Source organism: Pseudoalteromonas arabiensis (assembly GCF_001550155.1).
In the GTDB taxonomy this organism is placed as follows: Bacteria; Pseudomonadota; Gammaproteobacteria; order Enterobacterales; family Alteromonadaceae; genus Pseudoalteromonas; species Pseudoalteromonas arabiensis.
In genome coordinates, this window is the sequence record NZ_LRUF01000025.1 from 88808 (window position 1) to 112304 (window position 23497).

Below are 23497 nucleotides of genomic sequence, written 5' to 3' on the forward strand. Positions count from 1 at the left end.
CTCACTTAACAAAAGAGGCCTAGCGGCCTCTTAATTCACAAATGGCGTTAGCCTATAAAATCCATTAACAGGATTTGTAAAAACTGCAAACCGATGATGAGTACCAGAATCGATAAGTCTAAGCCCCCTAATGGTGGAATAACTTTACGAATCGGACGCAGCATAGGTTCGGTTAGTTGATGGAAAACAGCTTCAATAGGGTTATAGCCCTGACTTACCCAGCTTAGTAACGCACGGATAATTAAAACCCAAAACAACAGGTTTAAGCCTTCTTTTATCACCGTCATAAATGCCGAAACAAAGACAGGTGCTGCTGACCAGCCGCCATAAAACATCAACATAATGACACTTATTTTTGCTACAGCCACTAAATAAGCAAGTAGTAAAGAAGCCATGTCAAAGCCACCAAACCCAGGGATGATTTTACGTAATGGGTTAACAGCAAATGAAGTGGCTTTTACCACAAACTGGCTCATAGGATTATAAAAGTCAGCTTTTGCCGCTTGTAACCAAAAGCGTAAAAGGACCACCATTAAAAAGAGATCAAAAATAATCTCAACTAAAAATTGCATGGCTTGCATAGTTTTACCTTCAAAAAGTAAGCTTAGAGTTCTTTTTCCATTTCTTCTGCACGAGCAATACAGGCATCCATTGCATCTGCAACAGTACCTACAAGACCTTGGCTTTTCAGGTGCTCAACAGCTGCATGGGTTGTTCCGCCTTTTGATGTAACATTGGCACGTAGCTGAGAAATACTAATGTCTTGCTGTGAAAGCGCCATTTCGGCTGCGCCTAGCGCGGTTTGTTGTACTAAACGGCGTGCATCGTCATCGCTAAAACCAAGTGCTTTGGCTTTTTCTTCAATCGCTTCCATAAATAAGAAGAAGTAAGCTGGAGATGAGCCTGTTACCGCAATGATATCGTTGATTTGCGACTCGTTTTCTACCCACACAACAATACCTGTACATTCAAAAACTTGTTGTACAAATTCATGCTCTTGCACGGTTTCGCCTGCGCCATATAGACCAGACACACCACGACCAAGTAATGACGGTGTGTTAGGCATACAACGGACCATTTTAACGTCTTGACCTAACATTTCGCGTAGACGTCGTACAGTTAAACCTGCGGCCACAGAAATAAATAGTTTATCGCTAAAATCAATGCCTGAATCTTGGAACGATTGGCATAAATCACCCATCATTTGTGGTTTAACAGACAATACAATCACATCTGCATCGCGAAGTGCCGCGTTGTTGTCCGCGGTTGTTTGCACCCCGAAATCAGCAGCAACCTTCGCTAATTTTTCTTGGTTGCGATTGGTTGCAATGATGTTTTTAGCTGCAAAACCGTTCTTTACCATGCCGCCAATAATGGCGTAGCTCATGTTACCCGTGCCTATAAATGCGATTTTTTTATCTGACATATGTCTGTTATCACCTTTTAATTTCGTTGGCCAAATATATCCGTGCCAATGCGTACCATAGTTGAACCTGCGGCAATCGCAGCTTCAACATCATTACTCATACCCATCGACAAGGTGTCTACTTGGGGATATTGGGCCTTTAGTTTATCAAAGCAAGCGCTTAATTGCTCAAAATATTGTAATTGTAGCTGGCTATCGTCGGTTTTTGCAGGGATAGCCATGACACCACGTAGGCATAAATTGTCGCACTGACTAATAAATTCAGCCAGCGTTATTAGCTCGTCTGGGTGGCAGCCTGACTTTGCCTCTTCTAAACTAATATTAACTTGAATTAATACATTCAGCGGAGCCTTATCAGCTGGTCGTTGTTCATTCAGGCGTTTTGCTATTTTTGTTCGGTCAACACTTTGGACCCAATCAAAGTTAGCGGCGACAAGTGCACTTTTATTTGATTGAATAGGGCCGATAAAATGCCAGACTATCTCATTGTAGTCTTTCAGTGCAGCTACCTTTTCAACGGCCTCTTGTACATAGGACTCACCAAAGAGGCGTTGTCCAGATTGGTAGGCTGAGATGATATCAGCGACAGGCTTGGTTTTTGAAACAGCGAGTAAGCTAATCGTTTGCTCATCACGGTGATTATTTTTTGCCGCTTGAGTTATTCTTGCGTAGGCGGATTTAAGTCGTTCTGCTATTGTAACCATATAATTATCAGTTGGTTGTGGAGTCATAAATGGATATTACCGAATTATTGGCCTTTAGTGTGCAACATAAGGCCTCGGATTTACACTTATCATCGGGTGTATCACCTATGATACGCGTCGATGGCGATGTACGTCGTATTAATATTCCAGCATTAGAACAAAAAGATGTAAACAGTCTGGTTTACGATATTATGAACGATAATCAGCGTAAGGACTATGAGCAAAATCTCGAAGTGGATTTTTCTTTTGAAGTACCTAATCTTGCTCGTTTTCGTGTTAACGCGTTTAATTCAAACCGAGGACCCGCTGCTGTATTTCGTACAATCCCCAGTGATGTGTTAACACTTGATGATTTGGGTGCGCCGGAAATATTTAAGACCATTGCTGATAACCCACGCGGTTTGGTTTTAGTGACAGGACCAACTGGTTCAGGTAAATCTACCACCTTGGCAGCGATGGTTGATTACATTAATCAGACCAAACACCACCATATTTTAACGATTGAAGATCCAATCGAATTTGTTCACGACAATAAGCTGAGCCTTATTAACCAACGTGAAGTTCATCGTGATACTCACAGCTTCTCTAATGCTCTACGAAGTGCGTTACGTGAAGATCCTGATGTTATTTTAGTGGGTGAGCTTCGTGATTTAGAAACTATTCGCTTAGCCATGACGGCCGCAGAAACAGGCCATTTAGTGTTCGGTACTTTGCATACCACATCTGCACCAAAGACCATTGACCGTATTATCGACGTATTCCCAGGAGAAGAAAAAGACATGGTGCGCTCAATGCTTTCAGAATCGTTGCGTGCTGTTATTTCGCAAACATTACTTAAAAAAGTAGGAGGTGGGCGAGTGGCAGCGCATGAGATTATGATAGGGATCCCTGCTATTCGAAATCTTATTCGTGAGGATAAAATTGCACAGATGTATTCATCGATTCAAACTGGCGCATCACATGGTATGCAAACAATGGATCAATGTTTAGGTAATTTAGTGAACTACGGCATTGTTACTACAGCAGATGCTAGAGCTAAAGCGCAAGATAAAACTCAGTTTGGTGGCTAACGGAGCACTTAATTATGACAATACCTTTAAATCGCTTTTTACAGGTGATGATCGATAAGAATGGTTCAGATTTATTTGTGTCTAGTGGCTTACCTGTTAGTGCCAAAATTAACGGTGAATTGCAACCGCTGACCGACGATAAGTTATCTGATGAGCAGGCACTGGCTATGGTTGAGTCTGCGATGAACGAAAAGCAACGTAATGAGTTTCACGCAACAAAAGAATGTAACTTTGCCATTGCAACAGAAGAAGGGCGGTTTCGTGTTTCTGCATTTTGGCAGCGAGACCAAGCGGGTATGGTTATTCGCCGAATTGTGACGCAAATTCCTGATGTAAACGATTTAGGATTACCGTCTATTCTTACCGATGTGATAATGGCAAAACGTGGCTTAGTGCTGTTTGTAGGTGGTACCGGTACCGGTAAGTCAACCTCGCTTGCTGCGCTTTTAGGTTATCGAAATCGTAATCAACGTGGGCATATTCTTACCATTGAAGATCCAATCGAGTTTGTGCATGAGCACCAAAAAAGTATTATTACTCAACGCGAAGTAGGTCTTGATACTGAAAGCTTTGAGTCAGCGTTAAAAAGCTCATTACGCCAAGCGCCTGATGTTATTTTAATTGGTGAAATCCGTTCACAAGAAACCATGGAATATGCATTAAGTTTTGCTGAGACAGGGCATTTATGTGTCGCAACGTTGCACGCTAATAATGCCAACCAAGCCATTGACCGTATTATGCACTTAGTACCAAAAGAAAAGCACGATAAGCTAAAATACGACTTAGCACTGAACCTACGCGCAATTGTTGCACAGCAACTGGTGCCAACAGCGGATGGGGAAGGCCGTGTGGCTGCTATCGAGATCTTGCTTAATTCTCCTATGGTCGCTGAACTGATAAAGCGCGGTGATATTGGTTCAATTAAAGAAACTATGGCGAAATCAAAAGAAATGGGTATGCAGACTTTTGACCAAGCCTTGTTTGAGCTTTATAAACACCAGCGTATTAATTATGCCGATGCCTTGCATCATGCTGACTCGCCAAACGATTTACGCTTGATGATCAAGTTACAAAATAACGAGCAAAAAGGGGCTGGCTTTTTACAAGGTGTGACTATTGATGGCCTTGATGAAAAGGGTAATAGCTAATGTTGAAGGGGATAAAAATAGCATGCATTATTTTTATTTTGAGTGCTTTTCCTGCAAAAGCAAGCGAATTAAATGACATCGTTATTTTTATCCGTGACGATGTGTATGACGATTATACTCGCTTCTTAAATGGTCGTCAGCCCGGTGAAGTGAAAGACTTTACTGGGGCATATATCCGCCGTGATGTGGTGGATATGATTATCGCACAACAAGCCTTGATGTTGGGTGGCTTCACTAAGTCGTTTAGCTACCATACAGGGAATGTGAATTTTCGTAAGACTAAGTTACTTGAAGACGGTAAGTTACTGATTAGTTTTGATAGTGTTTGGTCCCTTGACGCTGAGCAGCTCGCTAAAGATGTGTATATTTCTGATGCGGTTATTCGTAAGGGAGAGTACTATGCCGGTGTATTTACTGCACCGTCGAATCACCGTGTATTAAAACTACAAAAACGTGAAGACTTCAAATCGTTGACAGCTGTATCTACGCCTAAATGGCTAACAGACTGGCACACCTTGTCTGCGTTGCCATTAAAAGAGCTACTGAGAGAAGACGAGTGGTTAAGTCAAGTTCGTATGGTGTCTATGAAGTGGGTTGACTTTGTGATGATGCCACTGATGCCAAGCCTCAAAAATCAATATCATTTGGAAGACATTCGTTTAGTCGCGGTGCCAAATATAGTCTTACAGCTCAACGATAGCCGTCATTTTATTATTTCTAAGCATCACCCTGATGCAAGCCAAGCGTATGCTGCGCTGCAGGCAGGGCTCAAGCAGTTACGCAAACAAGGGGCAATAGAAAAAGCCTACAAAGAGGCAGGCTTCATTCCTAACTTAAACGATTATACCGTGATTAACAGTACCGATTAATCACCGTAAAATTGTTCAAAAAAGCTTTCAAGAATAATCACAGCAGACATATTATCCACATTCCCTTTGCCTAAGTTGCGATAGCCACCTTGTTCAAACAAGCGTGCTTTAGCGTCTGCGGTGGTTAAGCGTTCATCCTGAGTTTCAACAGGAATAGCAAAATGATTATGTAGGCGGTTCGCAAATTTCTTCGCTTTGAACGTCACTTCTTGTGAGGTGCCATCCATATTAAGCGGCAAGCCAACAACCATAAGATCAGGTTGCCATTCATCCACTTTTTTTTTAATTTGTTGCCAGTCCGGAATCCCCTCTTTGGCTTTGACGGCTTGTAGGCTTGACGCCGTACCTGTTAACTCTTGGCCGATGGCAATACCGATACTTTTGGTACCAAAGTCAAAGCCCATAACGGTTCGCTCGCCTACAGGCTTAAACGTTCTTTTTGTCATAATGAATCAATTAAAATAAGACGGTAAAAATTAGGCATGACCAGCTTCAGAACTTAACTGACTGACGTCAAAGCCCAGCATTGAGACTGCTTTTTCCCAGCGCTTTTCTACTGGGGTGTTAAAGATGATCTCAGGATCTGCTTTGATGATCAGCCACGAATTTTCAAGTAGTTCTTGTTCAAGCTGACCTTGATCCCAACCGGCATAACCCAGTGTAATAATAAATTGCTCGGGTGCTTCTGCTGTCGTTAAGCTTGCCAGTACATCTTTTGATGTGGTGATCATAATATCACTACTAAGCTTTTGGCTTGCAGCATAGCCGGGCTTTGGGGAATGCAGTACAAAACCTCGGTCTGTTTTTACAGGGCCACCAGCATAGACAGCAAGGCTTGCCGCATCTTGGCTTTTATCGTTATCGATCTCAATTTTATCGAGTAACTCACCCACTGTGATGTTGATGGGTTGGTTAATCACCAAACCCATTGCACCATCTTGATTATGCTCACAAATATACGTTACAGCATGCTTAAAGAAAGGGTCTTGCATGCTAGGCATTGCAATTAAGAAGTGATTCTCTAATGACTGCATAGGTCGCCCCTTTTGTTGTTTAAATTAAGTATGGCTCAGTTTTCTTTCAATGGCATTAAATAAGTGGCCAGTGATTGAAATGTCATAAGCTGCTTCAATCTCTTTTACACAGGTTGGTGCTGTTACATTAATTTCGGTTAAGTGGTCACCAATGATATCCAGTCCCACAAAAATGAGACCTTTTGCTTTAAGTGTTGGTGCGACGGCTTCTGCGATTTTACGATCTGAGTCGCTTATTGGGCGAGCTTCACCACGGCCACCTGCGGCTAAATTACCACGTGTTTCACCGTTTTGTGGTATACGTGCAAGACAGTATGGCATGACTTCACCATCGACGACCAAGACGCGTTTATCGCCTTGTTTAATCTCTGGGATATAATTTTGTGCCATGGCAAAACGGCTACCATGCTCGGTTAATGTTTCGCAAATTACACCGATATTGGCATCGTCTTCTTTAACACGAAAGATTGACGCGCCCCCCATGCCATCTAGCGGTTTTAAAATGATATCTTTATGTTCAGCTAAAAATGCACGAATGTCTGCTTGGCTGCGGGTTACCAAGGTATCTGGCGTGTGCTCGCTAAACCATGCTGTAAATAACTTTTCGTTTGCATCGCGAAGGCTTTGTGGCTTATTAATAATGAGTGTTCCAGCTTGCTCTGCGCGCTCTAAAATATAGGTTGCGTAAATATATTCAGTATCAAAAGGCGGATCTTTACGCATTAAAATAACGTCTAAATCGGCAAGGGCAATTGTTGATTTTTCTTCAAGCTCGTACCAGTGATTAACATCATCGAAAACACGTGCCTTTGATGCGGTTGCATAACCTTGACCTTGACGTAGCGATAGGTCGTCCATTTCCATGTAGTAAAGTTCGTAACCACGTTTTTGTGCTTCCATCATCATTGCGAAGCCTGTGTCTTTTTTAATATTAAAGCCACTAATTGGATCAGAGATTATGCCTAACTTAATTGCCATGTTTTTGCCTTAGAATAGAATGACTACACTGTGTCGGTTACTTTAATATATGGGTGTTTTTATGGTTTTCAATTCGCTAAATCGCCAAACTGCAGTTGCAGTGCGCTGAGTACTGTTAGCGCAGCGGTTTCAGTACGCAGTACACGGGGGCCTAAGCGAATATCGACAAAAGCTTGTTGCTTAGCAATATTAATTTCTTCATCGGTAAATCCCCCTTCAGGGCCAACTAAAAAGCGCACCCCCTCGCTTGGGACTTGAATGGTTTTTATACTGTGTTCAGCGCGTGGGTGTAGAGTCAGTTTTAGAGCATCGCTGGTTTGCTCTAACCACTCTTTTATATCGATAGGTGGGTGTACGACAGGCACAAAGTTACGACCAGATTGCTCTGCGGCAGCAATCGCTATTTTTTGCCATTGTTGATGTTTTTTAGCAAGGCGATCACCGCTTAGCTTGACACCACAGCGTTGACTAAAAATAGGGGTGATCTCAGTAATTCCCAGCTCTACAGATTTCTGAATGGTAAAGTCCATTTTATCGCCACGTGAAATACCTTGGCCTAAGTGAATTTTAAGTGGTGACTCTACATCATGATTGATAAACTCTTGCGGCTCTACAATCACGCTCTTTTTACTTACTTCAATAATTTCACTTAAGTACTCTCCGCCTTCGCCATTGAAGATAGAGACTTTTTCTCCAGCTTTCATGCGAAGTACTCGACCAATATGACCGGCAGCATCATCATCAAGTGCTACTTGGGTGTTTAAAGAAATTGCTGATGGTTGGTAAATATGAGGAATTCGCATTGGATGTCGCTTATTAAATAATTTAGCAATATGGTAAGTATACAGCGCGATGGGTGCAATTATTTATTTAAATCTTCACTTAAGGTGAGAATGTCGGCTGTCGTTTGAGCGATGTCTGTTTGGCAAGATAAATGGTTTATATGAGCGGCGTCTGGGCAAGGTATAAAATTAAATCCTTGCTCATTTTGGTGTATTAAAAAGCGTACTTTGTGCAGCGAGTTGTAAATAAATTTTTGAGCGTCATCGGCAAGTTGGTAGTCAGTATGGTTAATCAACACGCCTTTTATGTCATGGTGCTCATGCAGGTAACTTGCCAATTCGGAAACACTTATTTCATTACTAAAGTCGCAGTAACAATAATCTTTTATTAGCTCGTCGAACATCAGTTTAACCATGTGCCGGCTATTCGCTCCTGCAACAACTAACGTTGAGCCGCCTTTACCTGCAAAATAATGATGCGTAAAAGCATGACTAAACTCATTGTCGACATCAACTAGCAAATAATTATTAACTTTAAAGGGCATACTGCCTCACTTATTATGTATTTCCATATTAAATCGAAAACATGCTAATTAGTAGATAGCCTATCGCGCCGTAAACGGCAAACTCGATACAGGCAATACCTATGTTATCTTGATGATCCACTTCTAACGATGTATTAATATTCGGTAATGAAATATATTTAATGATATAACTCAAAACATATAACAATACCCACATAGCACCGCAATGAGAGACTAGCGTAAATAGGTTTTCTACCATCTTACCACTAATAAATGATGCACTGGCAAGACCAGCATACCCTGCTAAGGCAAGACCAATCGATTTACCCGCATAACGAATACCAATAGAGGTATTTTCAAGGTTAAAATTGCTCTGTAAAGAAGCCCCTTGGTTAGCCTTGGCAAAACGGTACTCGCGAATTTTACTATCCAGAGCAAACATGCCCTGTAGCACAAAAAAGCTAACAGTGGCTATTAGTAAGCTGCTGTAACCTTGAGTATGACACCAATTATAAAGGCCTAAACTAATAATACAGTTTGCGATTAACATACCTGAGTCAACCAAAGCCGCACAAACATTTTGTTTTAAAATAGCGGCTTCTTCGTTAAAGCGATATAAAATCCATTTCCGATGAATGAGGTGACCCACTTTAATGAAGGAGAACAACAAGGCGATTAAAACGACCACCTTAAGTGGGTTTGATTGAGCTGCACTTAAACTGATTTCATCAAAAATATAAGCAATGGTCGCAATCACGACGAGAATTTCACTGGCAAAGCTAATCCCCATTGCAAAATTATCATGTTGTGCGAGCTCTTCTTTAAGCGCTTGTTTTGCTTTAATTTGCGTTAAGATACGTAGAAGTACTATGGTTATGCAAATTACAGCAAAACTAATGGCAATCGCGACTAAACTAGTGTTAGATAATGATAAATAATGCATGCAGATCCCTGCTAAATAATTCTTTGATAATCATTCTAGTACGGTTATTGATAAGTTAAAAGAGAGTATTTAATGAGTAATTCACAACCGCTTCCTGACGCGCTTTATCAATTAGGGCAAACTCGTTTTAACGGTTTGTACCCTGAGCAGCCTGTAGACCCGTTGATTGCTAAATTACTGTCTTTGAGTGACTTCGCTTGGAGCTGCTTACAATCTCAACCTGACTTGAAAGATTGGTTGCTAGATGAAAGCACATTGGCTTGCCGTAACCCGCAACCGCCACTGACTGATAACGACTCTACTGAGTTAGATGATGCCGCAGCAATGGCCAAGTTGCGATTATACCGAGAGAAATATTGGCTTAAGGTTGCGTTCTTAGATGTCTGTTGTCATAACCCAATTGAAGACAGTATCGCTTATATTTCTGCACTTGCTGAGCAGTTAATTGATTGTGCGAATCAATGGGCATTTGCACAAGTTGCAAAAGTCAGTGGCATGCCAACAGATGCGTTTGGAAATGCTATTCCAATGCTTGTACTAGGCATGGGAAAACTTGGGGGAGGGGAGTTAAATTACTCCTCAGACATTGATCTCATTTTTTCTTACCCAATAGATGTGGCTACTCAAGGTGGACGCCGCTCTATTGAAGCGCAAGTTTTTTACACTAAGGTTGCGCAAAAATTAATTATGGCACTCAACCAAACCACCGTTAATGGCCAAGTTTTCCGTGTAGATATGCGCTTGAGGCCTTTTGGTGAAAGTGGTCCTTTGGTGATGAGCTTTAATGCAATGGAAGATTACTACCAAGAGCAAGGTCGAGAGTGGGAACGTTATGCCATGCTAAAAGGGCGTTTAATAGGCGCCGAAAATAGCTATTGGGGTGAGTTCTATGAGTTATTAAGGCCATTTGTTTATCGTCGATATATAGACTTTTCGGTGATCGAATCTTTACGAAAAATGAAACAGATGATTGCTCAAGAAGTGCGCCGAAAGCGTTTAACTAACAATATAAAACTGGGCGCTGGGGGGATTCGCGAAGTTGAATTTGTGGTGCAAGCATTGCAAATGGTGCGTGGTGGCCGTGAGGCAAACTTACAGACACAATCACTTTTATCAGCCTTACAAGAGCTTACCAATAATCAGGTTATTGACGCTAAAGAAGCGTCGCTGCTTAAGCAGAATTACCTCACGCTGCGTCGTATTGAGCAATACTTACAAATATTTGATGATAAGCAAACTCAAACATTGCCCGATGATGAGCAAGGCCAGCAACGCTTATGTGTGCTGCTTAATAAACCCAACTTTGATGAGTGCCTAAAAGCGATCAATGAAACAATGGCCTCAATACACAGTGAGTTTGAGCAGGTAATTGGTTTTGAAAGTGACAATGTTGATCCATGTGAAAGTGCCTTTATTAGTGCGTGGGAAATGGCCGATGTTTCCTTGATAGACGATGCTAATTTAGCTTGGCAACAGGCACTTGATGACTTTAAAACACGTTTAACAAAAGCAAAAGTTGGTAGCCGTGGGCGAGATATTCTTGATAAGTTAATGCCTTTACTGCTTAAGCAATTGACAGTGAGTAAAGCCAGCGGTGATGCATTCACTATGATTTGCCAAGTGCTGAATAAAATCATCTCTCGTACAGCTTATTTAGAACTCTTATATGAAAACCCTGGCGCGTTAAATCAACTGGTCGCTTTGTGCTGTCACAGTAAATGGATAGGTGAGCACATCTCCCGTTACCCAATTTTGCTTGATGAGTTGATTGATCCTCAAGTACTTTATAAACCCACTCCGTTATCAGCGTATAAAGACGAAATAAGACAGTACTTCCTTCGAATAGAATACGATGATTTAGAGCTGCAAATGGAAGCCTTACGCCAATTTAAACAAACACACCAACTGCGTATTGCCGCAGCGGATGCGACAGGCGTTCTTGATGTAATGAAGGTGAGCGACCACTTAACGGCGTTGGCTGAGGCGATTGTTGATCAGGCTGTGAACATCGCGTGGCATGCATGTGTTGCACGCTTTGGACAACCAGCCAATACCACAGAACAAGAAAAAGGCTTCGCGGTTATTGCTTACGGTAAAACAGGCGGCTTTGAAGTAGGCTATGACTCTGATTTAGACTTAGTGTTTGTGCATAATCATGATAGTAGTAGTTATACCGATGGCGATAAGGCGATTGATTCAAGACAGTTCTACTTAAAATTAGCACAGCGTTTAATGCATCTATTTAATACACGCACTGCATCTGGCATTTTGTACGAGCTTGATACACGCTTGAGGCCTGAAGGAGCGTCAGGGCTGTTGGCAATAAACCTAGAAAGCTTTTATCACTATCAACAAACCCAAGCATGGACTTGGGAGCATCAAGCCTTAGTTCGCTCGAGAATGATTTATGGACAGGCGTCGCTTCATTCTCGATTTGATGAGATCAGAGCAATTATTTTGTGCCAAGCACGTGATGATGAAAAATTGAAAAAAGATGTCATAGAAATGCGTGAAAAAATGCGCAATCACTTAGCTAAAGGTAATAGTGAATTATTTGACTTAAAACAAGACCAAGGTGGAATGACTGATATTGAGTTTATTACTCAATATTTAGTCTTAAGATATGCCCCGCAGTATCAAGAGTTAACGACTTGGCCTGATAATGTTCGTATTTTAGAGGATGCAGCTAAGCTTGGCTGTATTGATTTTGAAATGCAACATCAGTTAGTGGCTGCTTACATTGAATACCGTTCACGTTATCATATCATGAGCTTAAACCAGCAAGGTCGATGTGCGCCGCGCACTGAGCTAAAAGAACATATAAGTTTGGTACAAAGTGCGTGGCAGCAAGTGTTAGCTTCTTAAGCGGCGGCAGTTTTCGCGTATGTAAGGAGAGGGCAGCTCTGTAATAACAGCCGCTCTTTGCTTGAAACAAAAGAAGGTATAAACCTCATTTTCAAAGTCGTCGTTGATAGCACGTCCCACTTGATATAAAGCGGACACAAAGTTGCTATCAACACGAAAGTGATCTTTAACGACATAATCTTTACTGAGGTACCAGTAAAGCTCAATTTCTTCATTTCGAGCGTAGTCTGATAACACGTCTTTTAATGTTGTTCCGCTTTCAAAACGACGTGGTAATACATCACCAGTCCAGTTTGGAGATGAAGGTTCGACTACCTTACCCCGTTCAAACAGAGCCATATCGAGGCTTGTTTCAGGCTCTTTTAACTTAAGAACGTATTTATCACGCTCGTTATTTTTACTGTTAACTTGATTTCTTAGCGACGAATAAAAACGAGAAAGTCCCTGTGCGGCGGCATTTTGAGTATTTTTAATATCGATAACAGGCCCTTTACCGAATAAAAAATAAAGAGCTGCTGCAATTAAAATAATAGCTAATGATAAATGCTTAACCCAAAACCACATTTCTAATACTCTTGTTGTTGCTTAGATTTATAAAACCACACAATTTAACAAATGTCACTCACTTATAATAAGAAGGGGCATTCTTATCAGGGCGTGTTTTAAAACGTCGATGTAACCACATATATTGTTCAGGTGCTCTATTAACCGCTTGCTCCATGCGTTGATTGACACGTGTTACGTCATTAAGATTATCACCACTTGGAAAGTTTTCCATAATCGGGAGCACTTCTAAGTGGTAGCGACCTTGTTCATCGCGGCGGCTAGCAAGACTAACCGTTTCACAGTGTTTACTGTTCGCAAAAAGTAGTGTGCCCGTTGTTGTTGCAGCATCTTTTACCGCGTAAAATGGCGCGAACTCACAGCGGGTACGTCCGTAATCTTGATCGGGTAAGTAGTAACAAATCTTTTTATTTTTTAGTGCTTTTAGCAACCCTTTAACATCACGCTTTCCAACTAAGAATTCATTAGAACGTAAACGGCCATTGGTCGTAAAATATTCCATCAATGGATTATTGTGTGGGCGATAAAAACCAATACCTTGATATTTCAACCCCATCACTCGGCTCGCCATCTCTAAATGAAGAATGTGCGGCACGAGCATTAAAACGCCTTTGCCTGATTGCTGAATTTGTTCAAAGTATTCAAGGCCCTTGATTGACCCGTAGCACTTTCTTACTCGCCACTCGGGCCACCACCACGCCATGCCTGTTTCCATCATAGCGATACCGGTGTTTTCCATATTCTTAAGTACTAATTCTTTTTGTTCTTGCTCCGGCATATCTGGGAAACATAGACGGATATTGACCTCTGCTATGTGGCGACGGCGTTTCATAAAGCGATGAACTAATCTACCTAACCATTTACCAAGGAATAATTGAAACTTATGTGGCAACCAAGAGATCAGAAATAAGAAGAAAACGCCAACCCATGTAAGCCAATAACGAGGACCCAAAAAGGATGCTTTGAAAGGAGATGAACTAACCACTGAAAAGTCTCTAAAAAAATAAAAAGCTAGTTTAACCGTAAGTCTTTAAAAATACAAAAGCCAGCATTTAGCTGGCTTTTCTATCAGTTTAGTAGAGTAATTAAATCTCTTTTAAACCTTGGTTAATTGCCGCAAGATCTTCAGCTGTTAATGTGCCAGCCGCTTGTTTTAAACGCAGCGTTGAAACAACATAGCGGTAACGCACGTTAGCAAGGTTGCTTTTGGCGTTATAAAGGTTTTGTGTGCTGATTAATACATCAACAATTGTACGTGTACCCACCTCAAAGCCTGCCTCAGTTGCTTTCAGCGCACTTTCTGCTGAAACAACCGCTTGTTGTAGCGCTTTATAAGTTGCGATATCTGACACAACTTGGTTATAAGAAGTAATCACAGAGCGTGTCACTGCACGCAGACTTGCTTCTAAATCTTCACTGGCCGCCACATAAAATGCACGTGCTTGTTCTGTTGCTGCGACAGTTGCACCACCAGAATAAATAGGTAGGCTAAAGTTAACCCCCACTCTTGCACTATCTGTGCGAGGCTCATGTGAGTTGTTATTTAAGTCTTCTAGGCTATCACCGTACGATGCATTTAGAGTCAGCTTAGGGTAGTGACCAGCTTTTGCTAAGTCGATTTGATCTTTTGCAATATCAACGGTTACTTTTGACACTTGTAGGTTTAAGTTTTTCTCTTCTGCGATTTTTATGTAGTCGGTTGACTGTTTGTTAGGCGCAACAGTTGAAAACGTGTCAGTATTTAACATGTCTAATTTTGCATGGTATTTACCGGTGATTTCACGAAGCTGTTCGCGGGCCGTTTCAACGCTGTTTTTCGCAACAATTTCTTTTGCTACAGAGTTGTCGTACTGTGCTTGTGCTTCATGTACGTCGGTAATCGCAGTTAAACCAACTGCGTAACGTTCTTTTGTTTGTTGTAATTGACGTTCAATTGCACGTTTTTCAGCTTGTACAAACTCTAAGTTGTCAATTGCGCTAAGTACATTGAAATAACCCTCAGCAACACGAACAATGAGGTCTTGTCTGGCAAAGTCGTACTGTGCATTTGCTTGCAAAGCTTGTTTATCAGCAATGCCTAATGAATTCCACGCACCCAAGTCAAACAAGGTTTGGCTCAGACTAATACCGCGGCTAAATACATCTGTATCACGGTCAAATTCAATGTAACCGGTTGTATCGTTGCCTTCGTATAGTGTTGCGTCGGTTTTTTCGTACCCTAAACTTAAACCTAATTGTGGCAATAGCGCACTTAACGCGCGATCGCTCTCATAAGCTTGCGCATCTGCTTGGGCTTTTGCTTTAAGTACGGTAGGATCATTGGCTGTAGCAATCTCGTATACTTGAAGTAAATCTTCAGCGTAAGTGGCAGTAGCAGTCAAAGCGCTTGAAAAACCGATCAGCGCGGCGAGTAGTGTTTTTTTCATTATTCGTTCAGTCCTTAGACAATTTTCGTACTGTCACCATGGTACTCTTTTTTAGTGAATAACCAAAAAAAAAATGCGTAAATCTACATGTCCAAGTGTAACAGAATATAATTGAGTGAATTTTTAGCGCAAAACCTAAAGGAATTAGTGTAATGAAAGTAACAGCAATCTCACAGTTTAATCATGATGATATTGATCTAAAACCTGTTGAACGTGCATATGATGGCTTTTTTAAAGTTAATTTATATCGCTTTCGCCATGCATTATTTTCAGGAGGTGAATCGGTAGAGATTAAACGTGAAATTTTAGAGCGTGGTCATGCTGTTGCGGTGCTTCCATATGACCCTGCAACCGATCAGATTTTGCTTGTTGAGCAAGTGCGTATCGGCGCACTTGCATCTAAGCAGTCTCCTTGGTTACTTGAGTGTATCGCAGGCATGGCTGATGGCAGCACAGACTATGAGCAAGTTGCCAAACGCGAGGCATGGGAAGAAGCGGGCATTGAGCTTGGTGAGCTTGAGTTTATGATGTCTTATCTTTCAAGTCCAGGTGGTACAACAGAGCGTTTATACTTGTATTTAGCACGCGCCGACTTATCTCAATACCAAGAGGGGATTTTTGGTCTTGATAATGAAGATGAAGATATTAAAACACATGTAATGTCATACACAGAAGCCATGCTCCGCTTAGAGCAAGGAGAGATAGACAATGCTGCAACAGTTATCTCGTTACAGTGGTTAGCACTGAATAAGCAACGTATACTGTCTGATTGGCAAACTGCTTAACTTACATTTTTATAATGAGGAATTATTTTGACGTACGTAACAGCTGAACAACGTTACATTCAAAGCTTACCTAAGTATTTAACTTTGTGTGAGCATAATTACGTGCGTGCGCTCAAATTGCTTCCCAACGAACGTCAAATAGGCCATGTACGTAAAGTGCAACTCGGTAATAGCACGTTTGTAGTTAAAATAGATGATACAGCAAAGTACACCATGGATATTTCTATCTCGCAAGAGACAGGAAACTTACATGTTGTTACCCCACTTTATCTAACTGTGCGTATGTATCATGATGCAAAAGTGGCTGAGATTGTTCATCACGATTTTCATCAACGAATAAAGCCATCTTACGCATACCCGAATCCGAATATGCATCAAAAAGACGAAAAGTATCAACTAAATGCTTTTTTGTATGACTGGCTTGTTGCGTGTGTAGAAAACGGTCGTGCAGCGCTACACTGGGATGTAAACAATGGCTTGGTTTAGTGATGCTTATCATTTTGACAAAACAACATTAAAAATTGCACACATTACAGATTGTCATTTATCAAAAGACAGACAAGGTGAGTATTTTAATGTAAATACCGCTGAGTATTTTTCGCGTTGCTTAGCAGCCATGGCAAACTTACAACTTGATTGCGTGATCTTTGGGGGGGATTTAACACAAGATCACAGCAGTAAATCGTATCAACTATTTGCTGAACTTATTGGTGATTCGGCACTGTCTTGTCCTGTGTTTTGGCTACCAGGGAATCATGATGAGCTTGCTGAATATAAAGCGCTTTCAAACTCGCAAATTTTAAGCTGTAAACGTATTACCTTTTTAACTGGACAACTGCTTTTAGTAAACTCGAAAGGCCCGACTCCAGCAGGTTGGGTAACACAAACACACTTAAGCGAATTAAGCGAAGCGATAGGGCAAATCCCGAGTGTGGTGCTTTGTCATCATAACCCGCTACCTATTCAAGCTTACTTAGATAAACATATGCTTGAAAATGGCCCGCAGTTTTTAAACGTTTGCGTTAATAGTGAGCAATGTATTGGCGTATTTCATGGTCACGTACACCATGAGTACACGCAAAATTACCGTGATCTAAAGGTGTTTGCGACACCTGCCAGCTCGATACAATTTACTAAACATACTATGGCGTGGCAGCAAGAGGATTTAGGGCCAGCGTTTCGTGTGATTAACTTAAATATTGATAAACAACAAAGCTTGCAGCTAACAACGGATGTAGTATGGCTAAACGGGTAATTTATATTCATGGTTTCAATAGCTCTGAGCAATCATATAAAGCCGTACGTTTTGGTGAGCATATGGCTCAGTTTGATGTTGATTATAAAGTGCCGCGATTAACCCATGAGCCATTACATGCAATTTTACAATTAGAACAACTGTTAAATGATGATACTGTATTACTCGGTAGTTCATTAGGCGGTTTTTATGCGACCTATTTGTCGCAACGTTATTCGATACCCGCGGTGGTAATTAATCCTGCGGTGCGCCCATTTGAGTTACTTGATAACTATTTAGGGCCAAACTATAACCCGTATCAAGACACCCATTACGAACTTGATACTCGTCACATGGATGCATTGCGCAGGTTATATTTGTCGCAATTAGACACCCCTTCATTGATTTATTTGCTACAGCAAACAGGCGATGAAGTACTGCCTTTTCAGCAGGCGGTTAACTATTATTCTCAGTGTAAGCAACACGTTGAATTTGGAGGCGATCATAGTTTTATCGGCTTCGAACAAACCTTTGCAAGTATTGTAGATTTTCTTAAAATCACGTAAAACATAGCTAAGCGCATAAAAGATATAAAAACTATGAGTCAGCAAAATTATAACGCCGAAGCAATTGAAGTCTTAAATGGGTTAGAGCCCGTTAAACGCCGCCCAGGTATGTACACCGACACGGTTCGCCCTAATCACTTAGGCCAAGAGGTTATCGATAACAGCGTCGATGAAGCAATGGCAGGTCATGCAACAAAAATAGATGTCATTCTTCATGAAGATAACTCGCTTGAAGTTATTGATGATGGCCGTGGTATGCCGATAGATATTCACCCTGAAGAAGGCATTCCCGGAGTGGAGCTCATTTTTACCAAGCTGCATGCTGGTGGTAAGTTCTCTAATAAAAACTATCAGTTTTCAGGTGGTTTACACGGTGTAGGTATTTCGGTTGTAAATGCCCTGTCAACGCGTGTTGAAGTGACCGTACGCCGTGATGCACAGCAGTTTCGTATGGCCTTTGAGAATGGCGATAAAGTCGAAGACTTAAACGTGATTGGCACTGTGGGTAAGCGTAACACAGGGACTACCGTGCGTTTTTGGCCAGATGCCAGTTATTTTGACTCTGCTAATTTCTCGATTACCAAGCTTAATCATTTATTAAAAGCCAAAGCAGTACTCTGCCCAGGCCTGCGCATTAAGTTTACTAATAAGCAAACCAAGGAAAGCCAAGAGTGGTATTACGAAACGGGCTTAAAAGATTACCTAGTTGAAGCGGTGAAGGGTTTTGAGGTATTACCAAAAGAACCATTTATTGGTGATTTTTCAAGCTCAACTGAAGGCGCTGACTGGGCTGTTGTGTGGTTACCTGAGGGCGGTGAATCCATCGCTGAAAGCTATGTAAACTTAATTCCTACCGCACAAGGCGGTACCCACGTCAACGGTTTACGCCAAGGTCTACTCGAAGCGATGCGTGAATTTTGTGAATTCAGAAACTTATTGCCTCGCGGTGTAAAGTTAACGCCAGATGATATTTGGGAGCGATGCAGCTATGTATTGTCGGTGAAAATGCAAGACCCACAATTTGCTGGCCAAACCAAAGAAAAGCTGTCTTCGCGCTCATGTGCTGCATTTGTATCGGGTGTGGTGAAAGACTCATTTAGCTTATGGTTAAACGAACACACCGAGACCGCTGAATTATTAGCTGAGCTATGTATCTCAAATGCACAGCGTCGTTTACGCGCGGCTAAAAAAGTCGTGCGTAAGCGCATTACTTCAGGCCCTGCGTTACCGGGTAAATTAACCGATTGTAGTGCCCAAGATAATGACCGTACTGAATTATTCTTAGTAGAGGGTGACTCTGCGGGTGGCTCAGCTAAACAAGCCCGTGACCGTGAATTTCAAGCAATTATGCCACTGCGCGGTAAAATTCTTAATACATGGGAAGTCGAATCAGGACAGATTTTAGCATCACAAGAGGTGCATGATATTTCAGTGGCCCTAGGTATCGACCCTGATTCAAGTGATTTATCGGGTCTGCGTTATAACAAGATTTGTATTTTGGCTGATGCTGACTCGGATGGGTTACACATTGCCACACTATTATGCGCACTGTTTGTTCGTCATTTCCCTGCGCTAATCAAAGAAGGTCATGTATTTGTCGCCATGCCACCGCTGTTTCGTATTGATATCGGTAAAGAGGTGTATTACGCCCTCGATGAAGATGAGAAAAATGGTATTTTAGCGCGCATCGAAGCTGAGAAAAAACGCGGTAAAGTGAATGTTCAACGCTTCAAAGGGTTGGGTGAAATGAACCCGCTGCAGTTAAGAGAAACAACGATGGATCCAAATACCCGTCGTTTGGTGCAATTAACACTCGATGAAGAAGAGCAAACCATGGAAATGATGGATATGTTACTTGCGAAGAAACGTTCATCAGATCGCCGTCAGTGGTTAGAAGATCACGGTAATCGCGCGCAAGTTTAATACAGGTACATTTGCAGCCTAAGGGTTGTTAAACGAATTAAAGGGCAAGAAAAATGAAAAAACTACTGACCTCATTTTTATCGCTGAGCTTACTATCAGCGCCAGCAATGGCTGAAGATATTCTTGATAAACTAACGGTTGCTGAAGGCTTCAAAGTAAGCTTATTCGCCGATGATGTTGAAAATGCACGCCAAATTGCCGTATCAAAAAAAGGCATTGTGTACGCAGGTTCGCGTAAAGCAGGCAATGTATATGCATTGATTGATCATAACAGCGATGGTGTAGCCGATAAGAAAATTGTTATTGCCAAAGGATTAGAAATGCCATCAGGCTTGGCAATAAAAGAGGGTGATTTATATGTTGCTGAAGTGTCACGTATTATTCGCTTTAAAGACATTGATAAACACCTCAAAGCCCCTAAGTTTGAGGTGGTGTATGATAAATTCCCAACAGACCGCCACCATGGTTGGAAATTTATTAGCTTTGCCCCAACAGGGGAGTTAATTGTACCTGTCGGGGTGCCATGTAATATTTGTGCTGAAGACGACAAATACGGTCGTATTTTTTCACTTAATGTTGATACCAAAGAAATCAAAACCATTGCTCAGGGCGTTCGTAACTCAGTGGGTTTTGACTATCACCCAACAACAAATGCGTTTTGGTTCAGTGATAACGGTCGTGACATGATGGGCGATGATATCCCGCCTTGCGAAATCAATCGAGTTGGTGAAGGTGAGGAGGGAGCGCATTATGGTTTCCCTTATGTTCACGCAGGGGCGATTTTAGATCCTGAGTTTGGTAAAGGTAAAAATATTGCTGATTACAAATCGCCTGCGCTCGCACTGGGTGCGCATGTTGCGCCATTAGGCATTCATTTTTATAACGGCAAGCAGTTCCCAGCTAAATACAAAGAGCAGTTATTTGTTGCTGAGCATGGTTCTTGGAATCGTAGTAAAAAGTCGGGTTACAGAGTCATGCTAGCGAATGTTGAGCAAGGTCGTATCACTAAATACACCCCATTCATCACAGGCTTTATGCAAAACGAAGAAACATTTGGTCGCCCAGTTGCATTTGCAGAGCTTGCAGATGGCAGCTTATTGATCTCAGACGACTTTGCTAACGTGATCTATCGTGTTAGTGCTAAGAAAAAATAGGTAAGCGTTAATGAGTGATACAAATACCTTGCTGATGCAAGGCATAGAACAACAAACGATGGGGCGTTTTACCGAAGACGCCTACTTAAACTACTCAATGTACGTCATCATGGATCGCGCTTTACCGCATGTTGGCGACGGCCTTAAACCTGTACAGCGTCGTATCATTTATGCAATGAGCGAACTGGGGTTATCGGCGCAGGCAAAATATAAAAAATCAGCGCGTACCGTAGGTGATGTACTGGGTAAATACCACCCACATGGTGATAGTGCCTGTTACGAAGCCATGGTATTAATGGCGCAACCATTTTCTTATCGCTATCCGCTGGTGGACGGTCAAGGTAACTGGGGGGCTGCGGATGATCCTAAGTCATTTGCAGCGATGCGTTACACCGAAGCCCGTTTATCAAAGTTCTCGGAAGTACTACTAAAAGAGCTTGGTCAAGGCACGGTTGATTGGACCGCCAACTTCGATGGTACACTTGATGAGCCAATGGTACTGCCTGCGCGTTTACCGCACATTTTACTCAATGGTGTGACCGGTATTGCGGTGGGTATGGCAACCGATATTCCACCACATAATGTGCGTGAGGTGGCCAGTGCCTGTTGCTTATTACTTGATAAGCCAAAAACTGAAATCGAAGAGCTGCTTGAGTTAGTGCATGCGCCTGACTACCCAACAGAAGCTGAGATCATCACCCCCAAAGACGATATCCGTAAGATTTATCAAACGGGGCGCGGCTCTATTAAAATGCGCGCAATTTACACTGAAGAGCAGGGCGATATTGTTATCACAGCATTACCGCACCAGTGTTCAGGGGCAAAGGTTTTAGAGCAAATTGCAGCACAAATGAATGCTAAAAAGCTACCGATGGTGGCTGACTTACGTGATGAATCTGATCACGAAAACCCAACCCGTATTGTGATAGTGCCACGTTCAAACCGCATTAAAGCTGAGCCGTTAATGGCGCACTTATTTGCCACCACAGATTTAGAAAAGAACTACCGCGTAAACTTAAACATGCTTGGCCTAGATGGTCGTCCGCAAGTGAAAGATTTACGGAGTATTTTAACTGAGTGGCTGACGTTTCGCCGTGAAACAGTCAGACGCCGCTTACAGTATCGCTTAGATAAAGTGCTTGCACGTCTGCATATTTTAGAAGGTTTACTAACGGCCTTTTTAAATATCGACGAAGTCATTGAGATTATTCGTACGGAAGATAAGCCAAAACCTGTATTAATGGAACGCTTTGGTATTACGGATATTCAAGCCGAAGCGATTTTAGAGTTAAAACTACGTCACTTAGCTAAACTTGAAGAATTCAAGATCAAAGGTGAGCAAGATGAACTTGCCCTTGAGCGTGACAAATTAGAGCAAATTCTGGGCTCTGAACGTCGTATGTCGACGTTGATGAAAAAAGAAATCCAAGAAGCCGCTGACATGTATGGTGATGATAGACGCTCACCCGTTGTTGAACGTTTGGAAGCAAAAGCACTGAGCGAAAAAGATTTAATCCCTTCTGAATCAGTGACGGTTGTGTTATCTGAAAAAGGCTGGGCACGTGTTGGTAAGGGTCATGACTTAGATGTAGAAGGTTTAAGTTATAAGTCAGGCGACAGCTATAAGGCCTCTGCGCGTGGTAAGAGTAATCAGCCAGCGGTATTCCTTGATTCAAATGGCCGTGCTTTTGCGACTGATGCGCATAGTTTACCTTCTGCACGTAGCCAAGGTGAGCCTATGACGGGTCGCTTTAATTTAAGTTCGGGTGCTAACTTTGAGCATGTTGTGATGGCCGAAGATAATCAAGAACTCTTGATGGCATCAGATGCGGGTTATGGTTTCATCAGTGACTTTAAAGATCTCGTGAGTAAAAATAAAAATGGTAAAGCATTGGTCAGTGTTCCGAAAGGGGGTGAACTACTTGCGCCAATTCGTATTACCGATATTGCCACTGACTATTGTATGGCTATTTCAAACGAAGGCCGTATGTTGTTATTCCCACTACGTGATTTGCCTAAACTAGGTAAAGGTAAAGGCAATAAAATTATTTCTATTCCAGGTGCGAAAGTACAGGCGAGGGAAGAGTTTGTAAAAGTGTTGGCCGTAGTGCCCGAGGGGAGCAGTGTTACGCTTCATGCTGGTAAGCGCAAATTAACCTTAAAGCCAAGTGACCTTGAGCATTATCATGGCGAGCGTGGACGAAGAGGGAACAAGTTACCACGTGGCTTACAGCGAGTAGATGAAGCTGTAATAGAAATAACACAGACCGATGACATAACGGAGCCATCGGTTGATGATATAACAGAATAATACAAGGCCTGCTTAGCAGGCCTTTTTTATTGGGGTAGATTATTGTTCTAATATTATACCAATCCGCAATAATACTTAATCATTTTGAGGGATTAAACCTGTCGCTATCTGCGTTAAAAATTTCTGATTTAGAGCAACTAAATAACGAAATTTTTGCCTTGCTATCAACGAGGTTTTATTGCCTCAAAATA

23 protein-coding genes are annotated in these 23497 nt (G+C 41.9%); 11 read left to right on the top strand and 12 right to left on the bottom strand.

Annotated elements, in window-relative coordinates; genetic code table 11:
* Window positions 1-47: 47 nt before the first annotated feature.
* Genes PAARA_RS16610 through PAARA_RS16620 form a run of 3 tightly spaced genes read right to left on the bottom strand, consistent with a single transcriptional unit; the run spans window position 48 to window position 2157 of the window.
* A complete protein-coding gene (locus tag PAARA_RS16610) occupies window positions 48-581 on the bottom strand; it encodes a YggT family protein (protein ID WP_062570114.1) in 534 nt (177 codons plus the stop codon).
* A 23-nt stretch (window positions 582-604) separates the two neighbouring features.
* Window positions 605-1426: a pyrroline-5-carboxylate reductase gene (proC, locus tag PAARA_RS16615; protein ID WP_062570115.1), complete on the bottom strand. Its 822-nt coding sequence runs from the start codon at window positions 1424-1426 to the stop codon at window positions 605-607.
* A 17-nt stretch (window positions 1427-1443) separates the two neighbouring features.
* Window positions 1444-2157, bottom strand: a complete 714-nt coding sequence (locus PAARA_RS16620; protein WP_062570116.1) for a YggS family pyridoxal phosphate-dependent enzyme — start codon at window positions 2155-2157, stop codon at window positions 1444-1446.
* Window positions 2158-2159: 2 nt separating this feature from the next.
* Here PAARA_RS16620 and PAARA_RS16625 point away from each other — a divergent pair, with 2 nt between their 5' ends.
* The 3 genes from PAARA_RS16625 to PAARA_RS16635 are packed head-to-tail and all read left to right on the top strand — an operon-like array spanning window position 2160 to window position 5217.
* A complete protein-coding gene (locus PAARA_RS16625) occupies window positions 2160-3200 on the top strand; it encodes a type IV pilus twitching motility protein PilT (RefSeq protein ID WP_062570117.1) in 1041 nt (346 codons plus the stop codon).
* 14 nt (window positions 3201-3214) lie between these two features.
* A complete protein-coding gene (locus tag PAARA_RS16630; protein WP_062570118.1) occupies window positions 3215-4348 on the top strand; it encodes a PilT/PilU family type 4a pilus ATPase in 1134 nt (377 codons plus the stop codon).
* Window positions 4348-5217, top strand: coding sequence for a hypothetical protein (locus PAARA_RS16635; protein WP_062570119.1), 870 nt, complete (start codon window positions 4348-4350; stop codon window positions 5215-5217). The genes PAARA_RS16630 and PAARA_RS16635 overlap by 1 nt, the downstream gene beginning before the upstream one ends.
* Here PAARA_RS16635 and ruvX read toward each other — a convergent pair.
* From ruvX to PAARA_RS16665, 6 genes are all read right to left on the bottom strand, one after another.
* On the bottom strand, window positions 5214-5663 hold the full coding sequence (ruvX, locus tag PAARA_RS16640) for a Holliday junction resolvase RuvX (RefSeq protein WP_062570120.1): 450 nt from the start codon (window positions 5661-5663) through the stop codon (window positions 5214-5216). The two genes, PAARA_RS16635 and ruvX, sit on opposite strands and share 4 nt — an antisense overlap.
* Window positions 5664-5693: 30 nt before the next feature.
* On the bottom strand, window positions 5694-6251 hold the full coding sequence (locus PAARA_RS16645; RefSeq protein WP_062570121.1) for a YqgE/AlgH family protein: 558 nt from the start codon (window positions 6249-6251) through the stop codon (window positions 5694-5696).
* Between the two features lie 24 nt (window positions 6252-6275).
* Complete coding sequence (gene gshB, locus PAARA_RS16650) at window positions 6276-7229, bottom strand: glutathione synthase (protein WP_062570122.1); 954 nt, start codon at window positions 7227-7229, stop codon at window positions 6276-6278.
* Between the two features lie 68 nt (window positions 7230-7297).
* On the bottom strand, window positions 7298-8032 hold the full coding sequence (gene rsmE, locus PAARA_RS16655) for a 16S rRNA (uracil(1498)-N(3))-methyltransferase (protein WP_062570123.1): 735 nt from the start codon (window positions 8030-8032) through the stop codon (window positions 7298-7300).
* 59 nt (window positions 8033-8091) lie between these two features.
* Window positions 8092-8556 carry a hypothetical protein gene (locus PAARA_RS16660; protein ID WP_062570124.1) on the bottom strand — a complete coding sequence of 155 codons (465 nt, stop codon included), beginning with the start codon at window positions 8554-8556 and terminating at the stop codon, window positions 8092-8094.
* Window positions 8557-8584: 28 nt separating this feature from the next.
* Window positions 8585-9478, bottom strand: a complete 894-nt coding sequence (locus PAARA_RS16665) for a DUF350 domain-containing protein (RefSeq protein ID WP_062570125.1) — start codon at window positions 9476-9478, stop codon at window positions 8585-8587.
* 72 nt (window positions 9479-9550) lie between these two features.
* Between PAARA_RS16665 and glnE the strand changes: the two genes are divergently transcribed.
* Window positions 9551-12343, top strand: a complete 2793-nt coding sequence (gene glnE / locus PAARA_RS16670; RefSeq protein WP_062570126.1) for a bifunctional [glutamate--ammonia ligase]-adenylyl-L-tyrosine phosphorylase/[glutamate--ammonia-ligase] adenylyltransferase — start codon at window positions 9551-9553, stop codon at window positions 12341-12343.
* Here glnE and PAARA_RS16675 read toward each other — a convergent pair.
* From PAARA_RS16675 to tolC, 3 genes are all read right to left on the bottom strand, one after another.
* On the bottom strand, window positions 12332-12907 hold the full coding sequence (locus PAARA_RS16675) for a TcpQ domain-containing protein (RefSeq protein ID WP_062570127.1): 576 nt from the start codon (window positions 12905-12907) through the stop codon (window positions 12332-12334). The two genes, glnE and PAARA_RS16675, sit on opposite strands and share 12 nt — an antisense overlap.
* A 58-nt stretch (window positions 12908-12965) precedes the next feature.
* On the bottom strand, window positions 12966-13892 hold the full coding sequence (lpxL, locus tag PAARA_RS16680; RefSeq protein WP_062570128.1) for an LpxL/LpxP family Kdo(2)-lipid IV(A) lauroyl/palmitoleoyl acyltransferase: 927 nt from the start codon (window positions 13890-13892) through the stop codon (window positions 12966-12968).
* A 100-nt stretch (window positions 13893-13992) separates the two neighbouring features.
* Window positions 13993-15333, bottom strand: a complete 1341-nt coding sequence (gene tolC / locus PAARA_RS16685; RefSeq protein ID WP_062570129.1) for an outer membrane channel protein TolC — start codon at window positions 15331-15333, stop codon at window positions 13993-13995.
* 152 nt (window positions 15334-15485) lie between these two features.
* Between tolC and PAARA_RS16690 the strand changes: the two genes are divergently transcribed.
* Genes PAARA_RS16690 through parC form a run of 7 tightly spaced genes read left to right on the top strand, consistent with a single transcriptional unit; the run spans window position 15486 to window position 23306 of the window.
* On the top strand, window positions 15486-16118 hold the full coding sequence (locus PAARA_RS16690; RefSeq protein ID WP_062570130.1) for an NUDIX domain-containing protein: 633 nt from the start codon (window positions 15486-15488) through the stop codon (window positions 16116-16118).
* Window positions 16119-16145: 27 nt separating this feature from the next.
* Window positions 16146-16604, top strand: a complete 459-nt coding sequence (locus tag PAARA_RS16695) for a DUF1249 domain-containing protein (RefSeq protein ID WP_062570131.1) — start codon at window positions 16146-16148, stop codon at window positions 16602-16604.
* On the top strand, window positions 16591-17373 hold the full coding sequence (locus PAARA_RS16700; RefSeq protein ID WP_062570132.1) for a metallophosphoesterase: 783 nt from the start codon (window positions 16591-16593) through the stop codon (window positions 17371-17373). Before PAARA_RS16695 ends, PAARA_RS16700 begins: the two co-directional genes overlap by 14 nt.
* Window positions 17358-17918, top strand: coding sequence for a YqiA/YcfP family alpha/beta fold hydrolase (locus PAARA_RS16705; RefSeq protein ID WP_062570133.1), 561 nt, complete (start codon window positions 17358-17360; stop codon window positions 17916-17918). The genes PAARA_RS16700 and PAARA_RS16705 overlap by 16 nt, the downstream gene beginning before the upstream one ends.
* Window positions 17919-17951: 33 nt before the next feature.
* Complete coding sequence (gene parE / locus PAARA_RS16710; protein WP_062570134.1) at window positions 17952-19841, top strand: DNA topoisomerase IV subunit B; 1890 nt, start codon at window positions 17952-17954, stop codon at window positions 19839-19841.
* 53 nt (window positions 19842-19894) lie between these two features.
* On the top strand, window positions 19895-20995 hold the full coding sequence (locus tag PAARA_RS16715) for a PQQ-dependent sugar dehydrogenase (RefSeq protein ID WP_062570135.1): 1101 nt from the start codon (window positions 19895-19897) through the stop codon (window positions 20993-20995).
* A 10-nt stretch (window positions 20996-21005) separates the two neighbouring features.
* Window positions 21006-23306, top strand: a complete 2301-nt coding sequence (gene parC, locus PAARA_RS16720) for a DNA topoisomerase IV subunit A (RefSeq protein WP_062570136.1) — start codon at window positions 21006-21008, stop codon at window positions 23304-23306.
* Window positions 23307-23497 lie beyond the last annotated feature (191 nt).